Annotated in this window: 19 protein-coding genes; 10 read left to right on the forward strand and 9 right to left on the reverse strand. The window is 75.0% G+C overall.

All coding sequences use genetic code 11. The features are described from left to right. Window positions 1–4: 4 nt before the first annotated feature. Together ABZ920_RS13620 and ABZ920_RS13625 are read right to left on the reverse strand one after the other, a co-directional pair. A complete protein-coding gene (locus tag ABZ920_RS13620) occupies window positions 5–259 on the reverse strand; it encodes a hypothetical protein (protein WP_361502991.1) in 255 nt (84 codons plus the stop codon). A 53-nt stretch (window positions 260–312) separates the two neighbouring features. Beyond that, window positions 313–1,215, reverse strand: coding sequence for a DMT family transporter (locus tag ABZ920_RS13625; RefSeq protein WP_361502994.1), 903 nt, complete (start codon window positions 1,213–1,215; stop codon window positions 313–315). Between the two features lie 162 nt (window positions 1,216–1,377). Here ABZ920_RS13625 and ABZ920_RS13630 point away from each other — a divergent pair, with 162 nt between their 5' ends. After that, complete coding sequence (locus ABZ920_RS13630) at window positions 1,378–2,742, forward strand: FAD-dependent oxidoreductase (protein ID WP_361502997.1); 1,365 nt, start codon at window positions 1,378–1,380, stop codon at window positions 2,740–2,742. An 82-nt stretch (window positions 2,743–2,824) separates the two neighbouring features. On the opposite strand, the gene ABZ920_RS13635 is transcribed toward ABZ920_RS13630, so the two are convergent. After that, window positions 2,825–3,055: a hypothetical protein gene (locus ABZ920_RS13635; protein WP_361503000.1), complete on the reverse strand. Its 231-nt coding sequence runs from the start codon at window positions 3,053–3,055 to the stop codon at window positions 2,825–2,827. 510 nt (window positions 3,056–3,565) lie between these two features. Between ABZ920_RS13635 and ABZ920_RS13640 the strand changes: the two genes are divergently transcribed. From ABZ920_RS13640 to ABZ920_RS13660, 5 genes are all read left to right on the forward strand, one after another. After that, a complete protein-coding gene (locus ABZ920_RS13640) occupies window positions 3,566–4,510 on the forward strand; it encodes an SRPBCC family protein (RefSeq protein ID WP_361503003.1) in 945 nt (314 codons plus the stop codon). Further along, entirely contained in the window at window positions 4,507–4,680 is a 174-nt protein-coding gene (locus ABZ920_RS13645) for a hypothetical protein (protein ID WP_361503006.1), read from the forward strand. The genes ABZ920_RS13640 and ABZ920_RS13645 overlap by 4 nt, the downstream gene beginning before the upstream one ends. A 388-nt stretch (window positions 4,681–5,068) precedes the next feature. Then, complete coding sequence (locus tag ABZ920_RS13650; RefSeq protein ID WP_361503008.1) at window positions 5,069–6,307, forward strand: YhjD/YihY/BrkB family envelope integrity protein; 1,239 nt, start codon at window positions 5,069–5,071, stop codon at window positions 6,305–6,307. Between the two features lie 25 nt (window positions 6,308–6,332). Further along, entirely contained in the window at window positions 6,333–6,683 is a 351-nt protein-coding gene (locus tag ABZ920_RS13655) for a hypothetical protein (protein WP_361503011.1), read from the forward strand. A gap of 505 nt (window positions 6,684–7,188) precedes the next feature. Next, window positions 7,189–8,499: a hypothetical protein gene (locus tag ABZ920_RS13660; RefSeq protein WP_361503014.1), complete on the forward strand. Its 1,311-nt coding sequence runs from the start codon at window positions 7,189–7,191 to the stop codon at window positions 8,497–8,499. A gap of 534 nt (window positions 8,500–9,033) precedes the next feature. Here ABZ920_RS13660 and ABZ920_RS13665 read toward each other — a convergent pair. Further along, window positions 9,034–10,503 (reverse strand): hypothetical protein, encoded by a 1,470-nt coding sequence (locus ABZ920_RS13665; protein WP_361503016.1) that lies wholly within the window; start codon window positions 10,501–10,503, stop codon window positions 9,034–9,036. Between the two features lie 687 nt (window positions 10,504–11,190). On the opposite strand from ABZ920_RS13665, the gene ABZ920_RS13670 reads away from it, so the two are divergent. The 3 genes from ABZ920_RS13670 (at window position 11,191) to tgmB (ending at window position 12,843) form a co-directional block, all read left to right on the forward strand. Next, on the forward strand, window positions 11,191–11,532 hold the full coding sequence (locus ABZ920_RS13670; RefSeq protein WP_361503019.1) for a YkvA family protein: 342 nt from the start codon (window positions 11,191–11,193) through the stop codon (window positions 11,530–11,532). Between the two features lie 120 nt (window positions 11,533–11,652). Next, window positions 11,653–11,844: a putative ATP-grasp-modified RiPP gene (gene tgmA / locus ABZ920_RS13675; protein ID WP_361503022.1), complete on the forward strand. Its 192-nt coding sequence runs from the start codon at window positions 11,653–11,655 to the stop codon at window positions 11,842–11,844. Between the two features lie 15 nt (window positions 11,845–11,859). Continuing rightward, the gene (gene tgmB, locus ABZ920_RS13680) at window positions 11,860–12,843 is read left to right on the forward strand and encodes an ATP-grasp ribosomal peptide maturase (protein ID WP_361503025.1); all 984 of its coding nucleotides are present in this window, start codon (window positions 11,860–11,862) and stop codon (window positions 12,841–12,843) included. Window positions 12,844–12,945: 102 nt separating this feature from the next. On the opposite strand, the gene ABZ920_RS13685 is transcribed toward tgmB, so the two are convergent. After that, window positions 12,946–13,203 carry a DUF5133 domain-containing protein gene (locus ABZ920_RS13685; RefSeq protein WP_361503028.1) on the reverse strand — a complete coding sequence of 86 codons (258 nt, stop codon included), beginning with the start codon at window positions 13,201–13,203 and terminating at the stop codon, window positions 12,946–12,948. A gap of 144 nt (window positions 13,204–13,347) precedes the next feature. Next, the gene (locus ABZ920_RS13690) at window positions 13,348–13,623 is read right to left on the reverse strand and encodes a WhiB family transcriptional regulator (RefSeq protein ID WP_361503031.1); all 276 of its coding nucleotides are present in this window, start codon (window positions 13,621–13,623) and stop codon (window positions 13,348–13,350) included. A 253-nt stretch (window positions 13,624–13,876) separates the two neighbouring features. Here ABZ920_RS13690 and ABZ920_RS13695 point away from each other — a divergent pair, with 253 nt between their 5' ends. After that, on the forward strand, window positions 13,877–14,755 hold the full coding sequence (locus ABZ920_RS13695) for an oxygenase MpaB family protein (RefSeq protein ID WP_361503034.1): 879 nt from the start codon (window positions 13,877–13,879) through the stop codon (window positions 14,753–14,755). A gap of 60 nt (window positions 14,756–14,815) precedes the next feature. On the opposite strand, the gene ABZ920_RS13700 is transcribed toward ABZ920_RS13695, so the two are convergent. From ABZ920_RS13700 to ABZ920_RS13710, 3 genes are all read right to left on the reverse strand, one after another. Continuing rightward, a complete protein-coding gene (locus tag ABZ920_RS13700) occupies window positions 14,816–14,962 on the reverse strand; it encodes a hypothetical protein (RefSeq protein WP_361503037.1) in 147 nt (48 codons plus the stop codon). Between the two features lie 71 nt (window positions 14,963–15,033). Further along, the gene (locus ABZ920_RS13705; protein WP_361503040.1) at window positions 15,034–15,594 is read right to left on the reverse strand and encodes a hypothetical protein; all 561 of its coding nucleotides are present in this window, start codon (window positions 15,592–15,594) and stop codon (window positions 15,034–15,036) included. 23 nt (window positions 15,595–15,617) lie between these two features. After that, window positions 15,618–16,043, reverse strand: coding sequence for an ATP-binding protein (locus ABZ920_RS13710; RefSeq protein ID WP_361503134.1), 426 nt, complete (start codon window positions 16,041–16,043; stop codon window positions 15,618–15,620). Window positions 16,044–16,292: the final 249 nt, after the last annotated feature.

Raw genomic sequence — 16,292 nt, forward strand, 5'->3', positions numbered from 1 at the left:
GTCGTCAGTTCTCGCGCCACGGCCCGTCGGCGGCGCCGTCCGACCACAGGCACCAGGTCGACCACAGCCACATCAGTGAGAACGCCGCCAGCAGGGCGAGCAGGACGAGGACCTGCCGGACGTCGGCGTCATGGCCGAGCAGGGCCACGAACAGGGAGAGCGTCCACAGGACCGTGCCCGCCGCGTAGACGCCGTGCAGGCGCCGCAGCTGCTCGGCGCCCGCCGTGCCCCGCGCGGGGGGAACCACCTCATGAGTCATGGCCAGCCGATACCCCGCGAACACGTTCGTATGACCGGGAGCCCGCCCCGGTGTCAGCTGCCGGGCCCGTCGCCGGGCACGGCCTGTGCGGCGGGCTCGGCGAGCGGCGTCTGCTCGACCTGCGGCACGACCCGCGCGAGCCGCAGGACGCCCCACAGGAGGAGCGCGGTGCCCAGCAGCTCGGGGACGAGCCACCAGCCCAGGCGGACCGTCTCGTCGAACAGCAGGACGCCGAGCAGCAGACTCACCGTGGCGTCCCCGATGGTCAGCGCGGGCTGGGAGGCCGCCAGCGAGCCGGCCTGGAGGGCGTTCTCCAGGAGCAGCAGAGCGCCGGCCCCGGTCGCGGCGAAGCCGTACGTCTGCCAGATCGTGAAAAAGGCCACGAGCCCGTCGTCGGCGAGGGTGTCGGACGCGGATTTCAGCAGGGCGGCGGTCAGCGCGTTGCCGACGGCGGCGGCCGCGGCCAGCACGGCCGCCCGGAACAGGGACGACTTGCCGGCACGGGCCAGGACCACCGCGGTGCCCATCGCGGCCAGGCAGGCCACGAGCACGGGGATCCAGCGGACCATGGCCGCCTGGTTGCCGCCCCCGGAGGGCACGGCCGAGGCCAGCACCAGCGCGAGGCCGGCGACGACCGCCGATACGGCCCACCAGCCCATGCGCGGCAGCCGGCGGTGCAGCAGCGGACCCGCGATGAGCAGGGCGAACGGCAGCTCCAGGATGAACAGGGGCTGCACGAGCGCCATCGGCCCGTTCACCAGCGCGAGCGCCTGGCAGACCGCGGAGACGATCACTCCGGTGATGCCCACGACCCACAGCGGGTTCCGTGCCAGCCGGCGCAGCAGGCGCAGTCCACCGCCGGTCGGGACCGTCGAGGCGGCCTTCCGCTGGAAGGCCGTGCCGGTCGCACTGCTGACGGCCCCGAGCAGAGCGAAGCAGACGGCCAACAGGAGCACATGTCCACCATGCCGGACCGGGGGACCTCCCGCCCCTTCGCCGCCGCGCGGCCCATAAATGGTGTTTATGACCTCATAGAAGGGACCCGCGTACCAACTTAGGCATGCCTCAGTTTAGGGTTGCGGACGACCTCGACTGTCCTCGCTCGAAGGGAACCGATCATGCCCCGCCCCCTGCGGGTAGCCATCGTGGGAGCCGGCCCCGCCGGGATCTACGCCGCCGACGCCCTGCTCAAGTCCGGCGTGGCCGCCGCGCCCGGCGTGTCCATCGACCTCTTCGAGCGCATGCCGGCGCCCTTCGGACTGATCCGGTACGGCGTCGCCCCGGACCACCCCCGGATCAAGGGCATCGTCACGGCGCTGCACCAGGTGCTCGACAAGCCGCAGATCCGTCTGTTCGGCAACGTCGACTACCCCACCGACATCACCCTGGACGACCTCCGCGCGTTCTACGACGCGGTGATCTTCTCCACCGGCGCGACGGCCGACCGGGCGCTGCCCGTACCCGGCATCGACCTGGACGGCTCGTACGGCGCCGCGGACTTCGTGTCCTGGTACGACGGCCACCCGGACGTGCCGCGCACCTGGCCGCTGGCGGCGGAGAAGGTGGCCGTGCTCGGCGTCGGCAACGTGGCGCTCGACGTGGCCCGCATCCTCGCGAAGACGGCCGACGAGCTGCTGCCGACCGAGATCCCGCCGAACGTCTACGACGGCCTGAAGGCCAACAGGGCGCGGGAGATCCACGTCTTCGGCCGCCGCGGCCCGGCGCAGGCGAAGTTCAGCCCGATGGAGCTGCGGGAGCTGGACCACTCCCCCAGCATCGAGGTGATCGTCGACCCCGAGGACATCGACTACGACGAGGGCTCGATCGCCACCCGGCGCGGCAACAAGCAGGCCGACATGGTCGCGAAGACCCTGGAGAACTGGGCGATCCGGGACGCCGGCGACCGGCCGCACAAACTGTTCCTGCATTTCTTCGAGTCCCCGGTGGAGGTCCTGGGGGAGGACGGCAGGGTCGTGGGCCTGCGCACGGAGCGCACGGCGCTCGACGGAACCGGCAACGTCAAGGGCACCGGCACCTTCAAGGACTGGGACGTCACCGCGGTCTACCGCGCCGTGGGCTACCTGTCCGACCGGCTGCCCAAGCTGCCCTGGGACCTCGAGTCGGGCACCGTCCCGGACGAGGGCGGCCGGGTGATCCAGGACACCGGCGAGCACCTGCGGTCGACGTACGTCACCGGCTGGATCCGGCGCGGGCCCGTGGGCCTGATCGGGCACACCAAGGGCGACGCCAACGAGACGGTCGCCAACCTGCTCGACGACTACGCCTCCGGACGCCTGCACACGCCCGCCTCCCCCGCGCCCGAGGCCGTCGACGCCTTCCTGGCCGAGCGGAACGTCCGCTTCACGACCTGGGAGGGCTGGTACCGCCTGGACGCCGCGGAGAAGGCGCTGGGCGAGCCGCAGGGCCGGGAGCGGGTGAAGCTCGTCGAGCGCGAGGACATGCTCGGGGCGAGCGGCGCCTGAGCCCGGGCGCCCGCGGGGTCGCCCGCCCGCCTCGAACGCCGAGGCGGGCAGGCGGCCCCGCGCGTCGGTACGGCCCCTGCTCCTAGCGGGCGTCGCGTCCGGTCGCCCAGGCCCTCGGTCCGCCGCCCAGCCACCGGATCAACCCGGACCGTTCGACGTAGTCCTCGTCGGCGTCCTCGATTCCCACCCGGTGCAGGAAGTCGGCCACGTCCAGCAGCCCGTACGCCATGCCGAGGAACCGGTCGCCCGCGCGGACCCGCCGGCCGCCGTCCTCGGCGGGCGGATACACCACCACGGGCACGTCTGCGGCCACACCTCCAGCCTGATCAGGACCGGACGGCGGCGCATCCCGGCCGGACGCGCGCGCACGCCGCCTCCGTCCGGCGCGGGCCCGGGAGCGATCCGGCGCAGGCCCGGGATCATGCGGAGTCCGGCGGCCCGCCCCGGCCCGCTCCCCGGCTCCGTCCCGGCTCCGGCCCGCTTCCGGAGCGGCTGCACGGAGGCCGGCCCGGGGAGCGACGGCTTCCGGTGCGGGTCGGCCGGTGAGGGGCGGCCGGCGCGACGGGATCGGCGTGACGGGATCGGCGCGACGGGACCACCCAGGCCCTGGCACGACCGGCCGTCCGGGCGCCGTTCCACGCGGGACCCCCCAGGTCGGCGACTGTTTCCGGGCGCCGGGTGGCACGGGAGCGGCCCTGGCGGCCCGGCCGGGAGGCCGTTTGAAGGCGGTGGTCTGGGTAACTCCGGATGTGTTGCCCGTTGTGCCCGCTATGCGTTCTTTCCTGGCGGTTCCGTCCCTCCCAACGTCACTCGGGAGTACGCGATGAAGACAGACACCAGCACCGCCTCCGCCCTCCGGCACGACCCGCTCGTACGCGGACTCGGCGTGTTCAGCGGGCTCGTGGGGGTGCCACAGGTCGCCGCCCCGGGACGCTTCCTCCGGGAGCTGGGCCTGGCGGACACCTCCCGCGCCCGCTGGGCCAACGTCTGCGTCGGTGTCCGAGAGCTGGCGGCGGCGGCCGGGCTGCTGGGCCGGCCCCACCCCGCCTGGCTCTGGGGCCGTGTCGGCGGCGACGTCATGGACCTCACGCTGCTGGCCCGCGCCCTGAGGAACCACCATGGCCGCGATGTCCGCCGGACGGCCGCCGCGACGGCGGCCCTCACCGTCGTCACCGCCACCGACGTCTACGCGGCGGTGACCCGGACCCGCGGCAGCATCCCCGTCGAGGTGACCGCGGCCACGACCGTCGGCACGTCCCCCGACGAGGCCTACCAGCTCTGGCACCGCGTGGACCGGCTGCCGGAGTTCATGACCCACCTCGACGAGGTGCGCGTCACCGGGCCCGGTCTGCGCACCAGCCACTGGACGGCGACCGGGCCGTTCGGCCGCAGGATCGAGTGGGAGGCCGAGACCACCCAGGACGTGCCGGCGCAGCTGATCGCCTGGCGCTCCTGCCCGGGCGCGGACATCGAGAACTCCGGCGAGGTCCGCTTCACCCCCGCGCCCGGCGGCCGCGGCACCGAGGTCCACGTCACCCTCCGCTACGGGATTCCCGCCGGTCCGCTCGGCAAGGCGGTGGCCGGCTGGTTCGGCGCGGAGCCGCACCAGCACCTGGACGACGGCCTCCGGCGCTTCAAGCAGGTCGCGGAGACCGGCGAGGTCGTCCGCTCCGATGGCGCACCCGCCGGCAAGCGGGCCCGCCGCGAGTTCCCGCAGCACCCGGCACGCCCGCTCACGGAGGACGAGCTGAAGGAGGTGCTGTCATGAAGGCGAACTGCTGGACGGGCCGCAACTCCGTCGACGTGCAGGACGTCCCCGAACCGTCGGTCCTCAACAGCAACGACGCCATCGCGGAGATCACCTCCACGGCGATCTGCGGCTCCGACCTCCACCTGCTCGACGAGCTGTTCGAGAACAAGGAGGACGGCTGCCAGTAGGTCGTGCCGACGCCCTGATCCCGGCGGACGCGCCGTGACCCCGGCGGACGCGCCGTGACCCCCGGCGAACGCGCCGTGATCCGGGCGTTCGGGCGGGATCCTGTGCGACGCCGCCCGGCCGTCGGCGGGGCCGCCGCGACGGGCGGGGCCCGCCGACGTGTCACGGGCGGGGCCTCGACGGACGGCCGCCGCCGGCCGGCGCAGCCCGGCCGCCCTCCGCCGTCAGCCCTCCGCCGTCAGCCGTCCGCCCTCTTCATCCGCCGTCCAGCGTCCAGGTCGCGGGCGTGCCGAGGGGGCGCCGCAGGGGTGCGGCGCGGACGAGTGCGTTCCGTACGCCCCGTCTGCGGAGACGGCGCGTGGGCACAGCCTCCGGGGACACCCGTGAAGCATGGACCGTCTGCACCTTCCCGGACACCGGGACCACACCACTGGCCAGGACGCCCGCTCACGTACCGGGCGTGACGAGGGCAAGGACCGTGCGGAGCACGCCGGGCACGAGAGAGCCGAGGACGCCGGAGCGGACCGTGCGCGCGACGCCGAATCGGGCGGAGCGCCGGACCGGGGACACGATCCGGCCGCCGAGCCGGGTTCCGCGCCCGACTCCGCCTCCGGCCCGGCACACGAGAGCGGCCCGGCGGCCTTCGGACCCGACGCCTCGACCGAGCGGCACGCCCCCGACTCGCCCACCGAGCTGCCCGGGCGTTCCTGGCTCGCGGTGCTGCGCCGGGTCGTGGCGGAGTTCAAGGACGACGAGCTCACCGACCGCGCGGCCGCCCTGACGTACTACGGGGTGCTGTCGCTGTTCCCGGCGCTGCTCGTGCTCGTGTCCCTGCTCGGGGTCGCCGGGAAGTCGGCCACCCAGCAGGTCCTGGACAACCTGCAGAAGCTCACGCCGGGCCCCGCGCGCGACATCATCTCGCGGGCGGTGGAACAACTGCAGAGCAACGCGGGTGTCGGCTCGGGGGTGCTGGCGGTGGTGGGCCTGCTGGGCGCGGTGTGGGCCGCCTCCGGGTACGTCGCGGCGTTCATCCGCTCCGCCAACGCCGTCTACGACGTGCCCGAGGGACGTCCGGTGTGGAAGGTGCTGCCGCTGCGCGTCGTGCTCACCGTCGCCCTGATGGTGCTCGCCGTGGCCAGTTCCCTGATCGTCGTCTTCACCGGCAGCCTGGCCCAGCAGGTCGGCACCGCGCTCGGCATCGGGGACGCCGCGCTGACCGCGTGGTCCATCGCCAAGTGGCCCGTGCTGGTCGTCCTGGTCACCTCCATGATCGCGCTGCTGTACTGGGCCACCCCGAACGCCAGGATCCGCGGGTTCCGCTGGATCACGCCGGGCAGCCTGCTCGCGCTGCTGATCTGGATGGTCGCCTCGGCGGGCTTCGCCTTCTACGTGGCGAACTTCGGCTCCTACAACAAGACGTACGGCACGCTCGCCGGTGTGATCGTCTTCCTGGTGTGGCTGTGGGTCACCAACCTCGCCATCCTGCTGGGTCTGGAGTTCGACGCGGAGATGGCCCGCCAGCGCGTCATCGACGGGGGGCACCCGGCCGACAGCGAGCCCTACGTCGAACCCCGGGACACCCGGGCGTGGAACGAGCAGGACCAGCGGCGCATGGAGGAGGGGTGCTGAGGCCCGCACCGGGTACCCGCGCGCCATGACTGGTCAGAGCGACACCCCCGACACCCCCGACACCCCAGACACACCCGAAGGCACCGAGCGGACCGAGGAGGAGCGCGCCGCGTCCCGCCCGTTCAGCTACCCGTACAAGGAGCGGCACGCCAACGTGCGCGCCACCCGGCACATCAGCCGCGAGCAGGCCGACGCCGAGGCCATGCCCGGAGTGCCCGGCGGTTACGGCACCACGAGCGGCGGCCAGCCCGGCGCCCGGAGCGGCGTCCGGCCGGGCGGCGACGACGGCAGCGAGGAAGCCGGCTACGCGGACACCATCGCGGGCGGCGGCCCCGGCCCGGACGACACCGAGGACGAGGGCGACAGGCGCCGGTAACCGCCGCCCGCGCGGCCAACCGTCACCCTGCCGCCCCGGTCCGGGGCACCGGCGCGCGGACGCGGCGGTGCCCCGGACCGGGGCGGACCGCCGGCGACCGCCGTGCACGGCAATGCGCCGTGGCCCGGGACGCAATGGGCCGTGCCCCGGGAACGGGGTGCGGCCCACAGACGCGCCCGGCACTGCCGTGCGGGAGGTTCCCGGTCGTGACCGGCGGGGCCGTGCGTCAGGAGGCGGGCAGCCGGAAGATCACGCGCCTCCCCGATGGCCGCGTCCCGTACCGCACGGCACCGCTCCTCCGCGGCGGCCGAGCGGAGCAGTTGCCGCACCGTCGGGCGATCTCGTGGCGAAAAGGACACTGCGGCCCGACGCGCCGGGCGGCCGCACCGCGCGGTCCTTCGGACGGCGCACGGACACGCCGCCGCGACGGGCCCCGGCCCACCCGTCTCGACGTGCCATGACGAATACTGGGGGGCGCCCGCCGTCCCCGCCCGCAGATTGGCCCATGTCGAACTTCCCCTTCCTCTCCCCCGCCGACCGTCCCGTCGTCCCGGCCACGGTGTGGCTGGCCCGTGGCCGCCACGCAGGACCGGCCGCGGAAGCCGTCGTCCGGCGCCACCTGGAGAAGCTCAAGGCCGACGCCGTCATCCAGGACCACCTCGAACAGGACCGTCCCGAACCGGAGGGCGCCGAGGCCGCGGAGCAGGTCTTCGAGGCCCGCTGGCAGGTCCCCGGCGACGTCACCGTGCGCGCCAGACTCGCGCTCAGGCCCCACCTCGGCCCGGCGGACGCCCGGGAGTGGGTGCTGGCCGCGGAGGCGGAGCAGCCCTGGGACGCGCGCTGGCCCTCGCCCGCCGCCGTCTTCTGGCCGCAGGAGCCCGACGCCGGGTGGGACCTGGACGCCGCCGCCGACCTCAGGCTCGGCGACGTCAACCGCCTCCCGGAGGACGACGACAAGGCGCTGCGCCGCGTCCTGCGGCACGCGGCCCGCGACACCTGGAGCATCCACGTCGTCGTCCACGAGGCCATGACGCCCGACGAACGCGGCCGCCGGTCACTGGTGCGGATGCTGCCGCCCGGCCTGCGGCACCGCGTGGTGGAGCACCGGGCGGCGCCGCACCGGCTCAGGGCGGTCAACTGGGCGCTGGAGGAGTCAGCCGTCGAACTGCCCCGCGGAGGCGCCGTCGTCCTGCCCGGCAGTCCCAAGCCGTCCGGCTACGACGCGCGGGAGTTCTCCGTGCGCACGGTCTTCCTGGACGGCACGGAACCCACGGAGCTGATCGACGCGGTGACCCGCTTCGACGCGCTGCCTCGGACCCTGCCGGAGGGGGCCGCCGCGGCGCTCACGGCGCTGCGGGAGGACTGGCACCTGGTGACCGTCGAGGAGGAGCTGGCGCGGGCCCGCGCCCTGGTCGCGATGTACGCCGAGGCCCTGGAGGCCATGACGAAGTCGCGGGACCTGTACCGGGAGGCGGCCGAGCGGGCCCACGAGGCACTCGCCGCCTACCGCGACTCCGAGGGCGCCCTGCCCGCCCCGAAGCCGTCCCGGACGCCCGCGGAGTCGCCCCTGCGGCAACTGACCCGAGGACTCGGACGGCTCAAGGAGACCGCGCTGGCCCTGCGCCCCGCCGCGCCCGGGTCCGGTCCCGACGGCGGCACCGGGCCCCTCCCCCTGGCCGGCGCGGACCCCTCGGCCGACGCCGGTGCCGACCCGGTGCCCGGCGCGGGGCCCGGGTCCCTGCCGCAGAGCCGCACGGGCTCCGACGACCGCTCCTCGCCGACGGCCGGCCCGGTGACCGGTCGGCCCTCCGACTGACCGCTCGGCCGCGGCCCGCCTGCCGGCGGGTGCCGTCCGGGGCACGGCGTGGCCAGGCGACGTGCGGGGTGACGCCACGCACCGCACCACCGGTGCGGTGGTGCAGGGCGGACGGTCCGGCGGCTGGCCGGTTGGGTGGTGCGGGGCGGGTGGTCCTGCGGCTGCCCGGTTGAGAGATGCGGGGCGAGTGGCCCAGCGGCTGCCCGGACCAGTGATGCGGGGCGACGGCCGAGCGGCTGCCCGGACCAGTGCGGGGCGCACGGTCGAGCGGCTGCCGGTTGGGTGATGCGCGGCAGCTGGTCCAGCGGCTGGCCGGGCAGGTGACGCCTGGGAGACGGTCCGGCGGCCGGCCGACCCGGTGACGCCTGGAGACGGTCCGGCGGCCGGCCGGTTTGAGTGACGCGGGGCGGAGCGTCCGGCCATCCCGACCGGGGTGCGGGACGGGTGGGTGCCGGGCCGGGTCCCCGGCGCACTGCCCGCCGGGGGCGCCGACGCACTGCCTGCCGGGGCGTCGGCGCCCGCCGGTGAGGAGCGTCAGTCGGTCGGCTGCGCCGCCGGGTGCCGCTCGGCCACCCGCACCATCAGCAGCAGGGCCAGCGCCGCGAGGGAGGCCAGTGACGCGCAGGCCGCGGTCATCCCGGCGCTCCGCGACGGAGCGACGGTGATATCCAGGGCGCGGGACAGCTCGGGCGGCCGGAGCCGGGCGGCCAGGAAGCCGGCACCCGCCAGGGCCGCCGGCAGCACGATCCCGGCCACCAGCACCGCCACGCGGGCGCGCAGCGCCAGCAGCAGTGCCAGTACCACGCACACGCCGGACGCGGCGAGGGTGACACCGTAGACGGCGGGTGACGCCCCCTCCCGCCACAACGGGAAGTGCGCGGTGCCGCAAACCACCAGGGCGGCGGCCGCCAGCCAGCCGGGCCAGAAGAAGCGCCGGGAGGTCCAGCCGGGCCGCCGGCTGCCCCAGGTGCCGCGCTCGCCGCCGCGCTCGTCGAATCCCTCGCCGTCAGCGGTGCCGGCTTCACCCGCGTCAATGCCGGCGCCCGGCGAGGCGGGCGGTGCAGCTGCTTCGGCGAGCAGGGGCGCCGAGGGCGCAACGGTGGGATCGACAGGGCACGTGGGCGCCGACGGCGCACCGGTGCGGTCGGCGGGGCTCGCGGGTGCCGACCTCTCACCGGCGGAGTCCGCATGCCTCCTGCACTCCGACGGCGCACCAGTGACGTCCGCAGGACCCGTGGACGCCGACCGCGCACCGCAGCCGTCCGCAGGACCAGTGCGCTCCGACCACGCACCGGGGCCGTCCGCGGGGGTGGTGGGCGCCGACCGCGCAGCGGTGCGGCCGGCGGGGCTCGTGGGTTCCGGCCGTGCACCGGTGCCGTCCGCAGGACTCGTGCGCTTCGACGGCGCACCGGGGCCGTCCGCCGGCCCCGTGTTTGCGGGCGCGGTCTCGTCGGCGGGGGTGGCCGGCGCGCCCGCCGTGCCGTCGAGTCCGTTCCGCCGCTGCCGCGTCAACCGGCCGATGAGTTCGACGAGTTCGTCGACGGTCCGGCCGGTGACGGCCGCCCGGACCACCTCCCGGCCGCAGTGCGGCTGCAGCGGCGCCCGGTGCAGCAGTGCCATCAGGCGCGTCACGTCCTCGACCCCGCGGCTCTCGACGGCCGCTCGGATGATCTCGTCGGCGCTGCGGGCCTCGCGCGGCGGCCGGGTCAACTCGGAGACCAGGCAGGCGACGTCCTCCACCGGGCGGTCCGTGCCGACCGCGCGCAGGACGTCGACGGCGGCGTCCGCGTACTCCGGCGACTCCTCCAGGAGAGTGACCAGACGGACGACCTCGTCCAGGGGCCGTTCGGTGACGGCCGCGCGCACCAGGCCGCGGACCGGGTCGCCGTCCACGCCCTCGCACTCGCCGCCTCCGGCGGCCCCGGACCGCGACTCGGCGCAGCGGATCTCCTCGGTGAACGCTATGACGGACTGGTACGGCTGGGGTGTAGAGCGGGTGGTCATCCAGGGCTCCAAGGCAGGGGTGCGGCCGCTCCTGCGCATCCGAAGGGCGACACGCGTCTCACCCTGACCATTACTAGGGTCCCCCCTCCCGCCCCGCCACTCGGGCACGGCGCTCGGATGACCCTCCCCAGCACGGCACGGCGCTCGGATGACCCTCCCCAGCACCGCACGGCGCTCGGATGACCCTCCCCAGCACCGCACGGGACCCGGCGCCTTCCCCGCGCGTCGCCCGGAGTCCCCCGCCAACGCCCGGTGCAAGGCTCGGTCCCGTGGCACGGCACAGGGCGCAGCCCCTTCCCGCAGTGCGGCGCGGCGCCGCCACTCCTTCGCGAGGCGCGCGACGCAATCCCTCCCCGTGCGGCATGCGGCGCCCCCTCCCCCGCACGGGCGTACGGAGCGCCCCCGGCGGCGTCCGAAGGGCCCGGCGTCCGAAGCGGCCTTCCGCCCGCTGGCGGTCGCTCGCCGGCCCGCCGCTCACCGCCGGACGCCGGCCGCCGCTCCCGGACGGGCGTCGGCCGGGTGCCGCCCCGCCGCTCCCCGCCGCACGCGTCCGTACCGCCCCGCCCCGAGTCCTCACCCGGCAGAGGCCCGCCCGTTCCCCGTTCGGCGGCCATACGCGCACGGCGACCGGGCATCCGAAGAGGGGCGAACGTCGTCCGGCGGCACAGAGGAATGCGGGGGCGGACCGTGGACTCCACCACGAAGGTGCTGGTCGTCGCCGCGGTGGTCGCGGCCGTCCTCCTCGCCGTGGCCGTGGGCCTGCTGGTGCGGCTGGTCCGCACCCGGCGGAACCTGCGCCGGGCGGGGCTCCCGACGGGACCACGCTGGGTGTTCTGGGGGGCCGTCCTCTACCTGGTCCTGCCGGCCGACCTGGTGCCCGACCCGGTGTACCTGGACGACATCGGCGTCCTGCTTCTCGCACTGCGCAGCCTGCGCGGCTCCGCCGGCGGACAACTGCCCGGTCCGGCGCGGGGACCGCTGCGTTTCGGCCGTCGTGGGCAGCCCGGCCCCGGTGACTACGCTCCGTAAGGAAACCAACCACCCGTTCGATTCGTATAAGTCTGGGGAAACGAACCGAAGCCAGCGGGCCAAGCGACGCCGCAAGGGTGACCACCGCTTGATCGGGGCTGCACCGACAGGGGAGAGACGATGCAACCGTTTGCGCTCAACTACGCACGTCCTGCTGTGGAATGCGAGAACACCACGCCGTACGCCTACGACTGCGGACTGCAGTTGAACGTCCTCCTGGACGGGCGGATCGCCGCGTCCGACCACGCCCTGCTGAGGGAACTGGGCACCACGACCTCCACGGCGGGCTCCAAGACGCACTTCGACGACTGACCACGGCCCGCGACGATGACGGTACTGATCCTCACCGGTGAGGAGGACGTGACGGCGGACATGGTGGTGATGCGCCTGAACGCGTCCGGCGTCCCCGTGGTCCGGCTGGACCCGGCCGATCTGACGGCGGGCGTCGCGCTCTCGGGCGAGTGGGTGCACGGATCCTTCCGCGGCCACCTGTCGTCCGGGGGCCGGCTGGTGAGCCTGAGCAGCCTGCGGTCCGTCTGGGTGCGCCGGCCCGGGGTTCCGGCCGCCCGGGCGGCCCAGCCGTCGGCCTGGCTCGGCGAGGAGTCGGCGCAGGCGCTCTACGGCATGCTGCGCAGCTGCGACGCGCGCTGGATGAACCACCCGGACGCGGCCCACCGCGCCCGCCACAAGCCCTGGCAGCTGCGGCTCGCCCAGCACAGCGGTCTGCCCGTGCCGGCCACCCTGGTCACGACCTTCCCGCAGGCCGCCCGGGAGTTCGCGGAACGCTTCCCGGACCTGGTGGTCAAACCGGTCTCGGGCGCGCATCCCCAGGAGCCGCCCCGGGCGGTGCCGACCAGCCGCGTCGCCCCGGACGCCGACTTCGGGGCCGTCGCCTACGGCCCCACCCTGCTGCAGCGCCGGGTCGCCAAGCGCGCCGACGTCCGGCTGACCGTCGTCGGCGAGACGATGCTGGCCGCGCGGAAGGCGACCCCCGCGGACGCCGACCCCGAGGAGGTCGACGTCCGTTTCGCCGCCTCGGGCGGCCCCTGGCGCCCGGTGGAGGTCCCGCCGCGGCTGGCCGAGGCCGTGCGCGCCTACATGGGCGGCGCCCAGCTCGCGTACGGCGCCTTCGACTTCGCGGAGGACGCCGACGGGACGTGGTGGTTTCTCGAGTGCAACCAGTCGGGCCAGTTCGGATTCATCGAGGTGGACACCGGCCAGCCGATCGCCGGCACCATCGCCGAGTGGCTGGCCCGCCCCGCTCCGCGGGACGTCGAGGACGGCCCGGGCCGCCGCACGGTGGCGCCGTGATCGGGACGGCGGCCGAAAATGTTCGTGGCCGAATCGTTATCACCGTGGGTGCCGCAGCCCGGCACTCCGTGCCGCCGGACGCCCCGGCCGCCGTCCCGGGGGTCACACGGCCAGCGACAGTCCGCTCTCCCCGTCCGGGTCGGCGGCGACGCCCGCCATCCGCCCGGAGGCGACGAGCAGCGCGTCCGCCTTGGCGATCGCGTCGTCGAGCCGGTTGGTGCCCATCATGACGCACAGCGTGTAACTGACGTCGTCGAGCTCCCGAGCCGTCTCTTCCCTCTCCCTCTCCGCCTGAGCGATCTTCAGCGATGCGTACCGAGTCAGCAACGTCCTGACGGCCTTCGGGTCCGGAACCAGCACGGAGCGCCCCTCTCTCGAGTTTTGCTCCGTATGCCCCCGGCACGCCGTGCCATGCATCCGCCACGCATCCCGACACACGATTGTCGAAATAGTGCCGGTGTCCGGCGGATTCCGCCGCGCTCGGCACGGGCCGTTCCAGCCACGTCAGGCGTCGGGGTTCCAGGTTCCGCGCGACGCCAGGACGCGGCGGCGCTCCGTCGCGGTCATGCCGCCCCAGATCCCGTCACCTTCACGATTGCGCAGGGCGAACGCCCGGCACTCGCGCAGCACGGGGCACCGGCGGCACACCGCGCGCGCCTGTTCCGTCTGCCGCAGGGACAGTCCGCCGTCGCCGAGCGGGAAGAAGAGTTCGGGATCCTCGAAGCGGCACGCCCCGCGCTCGCGCCAGTCCGCGGCCGGATCCGTCGGACACCAGTTCACCGGAAGACCTCCGCTGCAACACCGAGCCGCTCGTCGTCCGGGCAGCTTCCGTCCGCGGCGCTCCCACGGCGCCGCCCGACCCGGCAGAGGTACCCCGCAATATAGGCGTTGTCCGGCATACTGCCAAGAACCGGGCAAGAGGCACCCGGCCGCGGCGGCGCCGGAAGGACTCCCTCCGGTGGGCGGGGGCAGTCGGAATGCCAGGACACCGGCCACGGCGCCGGCCGGCACGGGAGTGGCAGGAGGCAGTGCCATGAGACTTCTCCCGGCGGACGGGCGGATGCTGCGCGATCGCCTCGCCCACGAGATCCTGTCCCGGGTGGCGGGGCCGGACGCCCCGGACAAGCGCGCCCGGATCCACGGCACCCCCGGTCCCCGCTGGTTCGGGCCGGACCGGCCGGTCCGCCGGGTGCACGGGGACGCCTCGATGTTCATCGGCGGCCTGTCGGCCCTGCTCCTGCAGTCGCTGCACCCGCTGGCCATGGCCGCGGTCGACGCGCACTCGGGGTTCCGCGGGGACCCCTGGGGGCGGTTGCAGCGGACGAGCACGTTCCTCGCGGTCACCACCTACGGCCCGGCCGACAGCGCCCGGGAGACGTGCACCAGGGTGCGGGCGATCCACGAGGCGGTGCGCGGCACCACGCCCGACGGCCTGGCCTATCACGCCTCCGATCCGTATCTGCTGGGCTGGGTGCACGTCGCCGAGGTCGACAGCTTCCTGCGCGCCCACCAGCGCTACGGTGCGCGGCCGCTGGACGACGACGGGTGCGACGGCTACGTGGCGGACATGGCACGGATCGCCGCCGAGCTCGGTGTGCCGGACCCCCCGGTGACCCGGGCGGAACTGGCGGAGCGCCTGGCCGCCTACCGCGGGGAGCTGCGCGGAACCGGCCCGGCCCGCAGCACGGCCCGGTTCCTGCTGCTCGACCCGCCCGTGCCGCTCCTCGCACGGCTGCCGTACGGCGTCATCGCCGCCAACGCCGTCTCGCTGCTGCCGGTCTGGGCCTCGCGGGAGCTGTGGCTGCCCCGGCTCCCGCCGGCCGAGGGACTGTGCGTACGGCCGCTCGGCCGGGCGGTGACCTCCGGGATCCGCTGGGCGCTGCCCGCTCCCCCGCGGTCGGCCCAGTCGTAGGGAGAGGCCGGCGCGACCGGGCCGGAGCGGAGAAGGGCCCGTTCGCGGTGGCTCGCACCGTCAGGCGTCCGAGCCGGCCGCCCTCAGGGCCACCTGTCCCGGGTGCAGGGCCGTGTACGCCCCGCCCCGGCGCAGCAGTTCCTCGTGCGGTCCCCCGGCGCGACCGAGCGGGGCAAGCGCTTTCCCGTTGTCGGCAGGACTACTCAAGGTCAAGGGGGGATGCCTACGGGGCGTCCGGGACCGGAGACCCGGGTGGGGCCCGCCCGGCACCCGGGGCGTCACTCCGCGAGGGTGTCGGCGAGCTCGGTCGTGGCCTGCGCGAGCTCCCTGTCGGCCTCCCGCACCCGCACCTCCGCCAGCAGCGTGCGCAGGGCTCCGCGGCGGGCGCGGACCGCCTGCCGTGCCCTGCGTTCCCACACCACGTGGTTCTCACGGTGGTTGAGGAGCTTGGGGTAGACGGTGGCGACGCTCTCCCACTGCCGGGCGTCGGCGATGTTCTTGAGCAGCTTGACGATCTGGGGCCGGCAGGTCACGCGGGGCGACTGGGCGAGTTCCCACAGGAAGGGGACGGTGGCGGCGGTCGCCTGTTCTACGACGAAGCCGTACTGGCAGATGCGTTTCCGCAGATCGTCGAGGGCCGCCCGCGCGGTCGCGGCGTCCCCCCGCGCCACGTCGCCGAGCAGTCGGGGAATGGCGGCCGCCGAGCCGGTGGAGTCCTTGATGTCGTGCCAGGGCACTTGGTCCAGCCCGGCGAGCGGCGTGGTGGCGGCCGTCCGGCTCGCCGGTGTGTCGCGGTCGGTGCGCTGGGGACTCGGCTGCTCCGTCGGTGCGGTGCGCATGGCGTCGGGCCTTTCCGCGGCGGTCAGTGGGAGGGACGGGTGGACAACTTCGCCCAGACGGTCTTGCCCCACGGGGGGCGCGGGGCCCAGCCCCACTCCTCGGCCAGGGCGTCGACGATGCACAGGCCCCGGCCGTGCTCCTCGAACTCGGAGCGGGCCGCGGCCGCGGGCACGGGACGGTTGTCGCAGGGGTCGAAGACGGTGAGCATCACGTGCGCCCGGCCCAGGGCGAGCCCCAGCCAGACGTCCGCGCCGGCCGCCGGGGCGAACGGCACCGCGTGCGTCGCGGCGTTTGCGGCCAGCTCGGTGACGACGAGGGCGGCGTCGTCACCCCGGTGGCCGAGCGACCACTGGCTCAGGGTCTCGTGGGTGAACGCCCGTGCCCGCGCGAACCCCTCGCGCCCGCACTCGACGCGCAGCGCCACGGAGGCGATCGCGCCGGTGACCACGTCCCACTCCGGGCGGGACGACGCGGGCGGCGCCGCGGCCGGCGCTCTTCCCGTGATCACGTCGGGCACCACCGCCCCGTCCGTCCACGACGCGGCTGCGCTCAGCGTTCCGAGCTCCCGGCTCGCAGGTGAGGGCACGGCATCTCCCTGATGCGACGTCACCGAACGGCGCCCACCGGGGGGTTGACGCCGCGGCTATTATCCACGCTGAAAGCCCTCGTGTGCAATTGCACGCGAAATTTCCCGCGA

Origin of the sequence: Streptomyces sp. NPDC046831 (assembly GCF_040645305.1) — a bacterium.
Classification (GTDB): Bacteria; Actinomycetota; Actinomycetes; order Streptomycetales; family Streptomycetaceae; genus Streptomyces.

What these genes read in the sequence shown, in the direction of transcription:
- ABZ920_RS13620 (WP_361502991.1), bottom strand. Translation starts at nt 259, where the DNA reads ATGACTCATGAGGTGGTTCCCCCCGCGCGGGGCACGGCGGGCGCCGAG.
- ABZ920_RS13665 (WP_361503016.1), bottom strand. Translation starts at nt 10,503, where the DNA reads ATGACCACCCGCTCTACACCCCAGCCGTACCAGTCCGTCATAGCGTTC.
- ABZ920_RS13695 (WP_361503034.1), top strand. Translation starts at nt 13,877, where the DNA reads ATGAGACTTCTCCCGGCGGACGGGCGGATGCTGCGCGATCGCCTCGCC.
- ABZ920_RS13650 (WP_361503008.1), top strand. Translation starts at nt 5,069, where the DNA reads ATGGACCGTCTGCACCTTCCCGGACACCGGGACCACACCACTGGCCAG.
- ABZ920_RS13705 (WP_361503040.1), bottom strand. Translation starts at nt 15,594, where the DNA reads ATGCGCACCGCACCGACGGAGCAGCCGAGTCCCCAGCGCACCGACCGC.
- ABZ920_RS13660 (WP_361503014.1), top strand. Translation starts at nt 7,189, where the DNA reads ATGTCGAACTTCCCCTTCCTCTCCCCCGCCGACCGTCCCGTCGTCCCG.
- tgmA (WP_361503022.1), top strand. Translation starts at nt 11,653, where the DNA reads ATGCAACCGTTTGCGCTCAACTACGCACGTCCTGCTGTGGAATGCGAG.
- ABZ920_RS13640 (WP_361503003.1), top strand. Translation starts at nt 3,566, where the DNA reads ATGAAGACAGACACCAGCACCGCCTCCGCCCTCCGGCACGACCCGCTC.
- ABZ920_RS13630 (WP_361502997.1), top strand. Translation starts at nt 1,378, where the DNA reads ATGCCCCGCCCCCTGCGGGTAGCCATCGTGGGAGCCGGCCCCGCCGGG.
- ABZ920_RS13655 (WP_361503011.1), top strand. Translation starts at nt 6,333, where the DNA reads ATGACTGGTCAGAGCGACACCCCCGACACCCCCGACACCCCAGACACA.
- ABZ920_RS13645 (WP_361503006.1), top strand. Translation starts at nt 4,507, where the DNA reads ATGAAGGCGAACTGCTGGACGGGCCGCAACTCCGTCGACGTGCAGGAC.
- tgmB (WP_361503025.1), top strand. Translation starts at nt 11,860, where the DNA reads ATGACGGTACTGATCCTCACCGGTGAGGAGGACGTGACGGCGGACATG.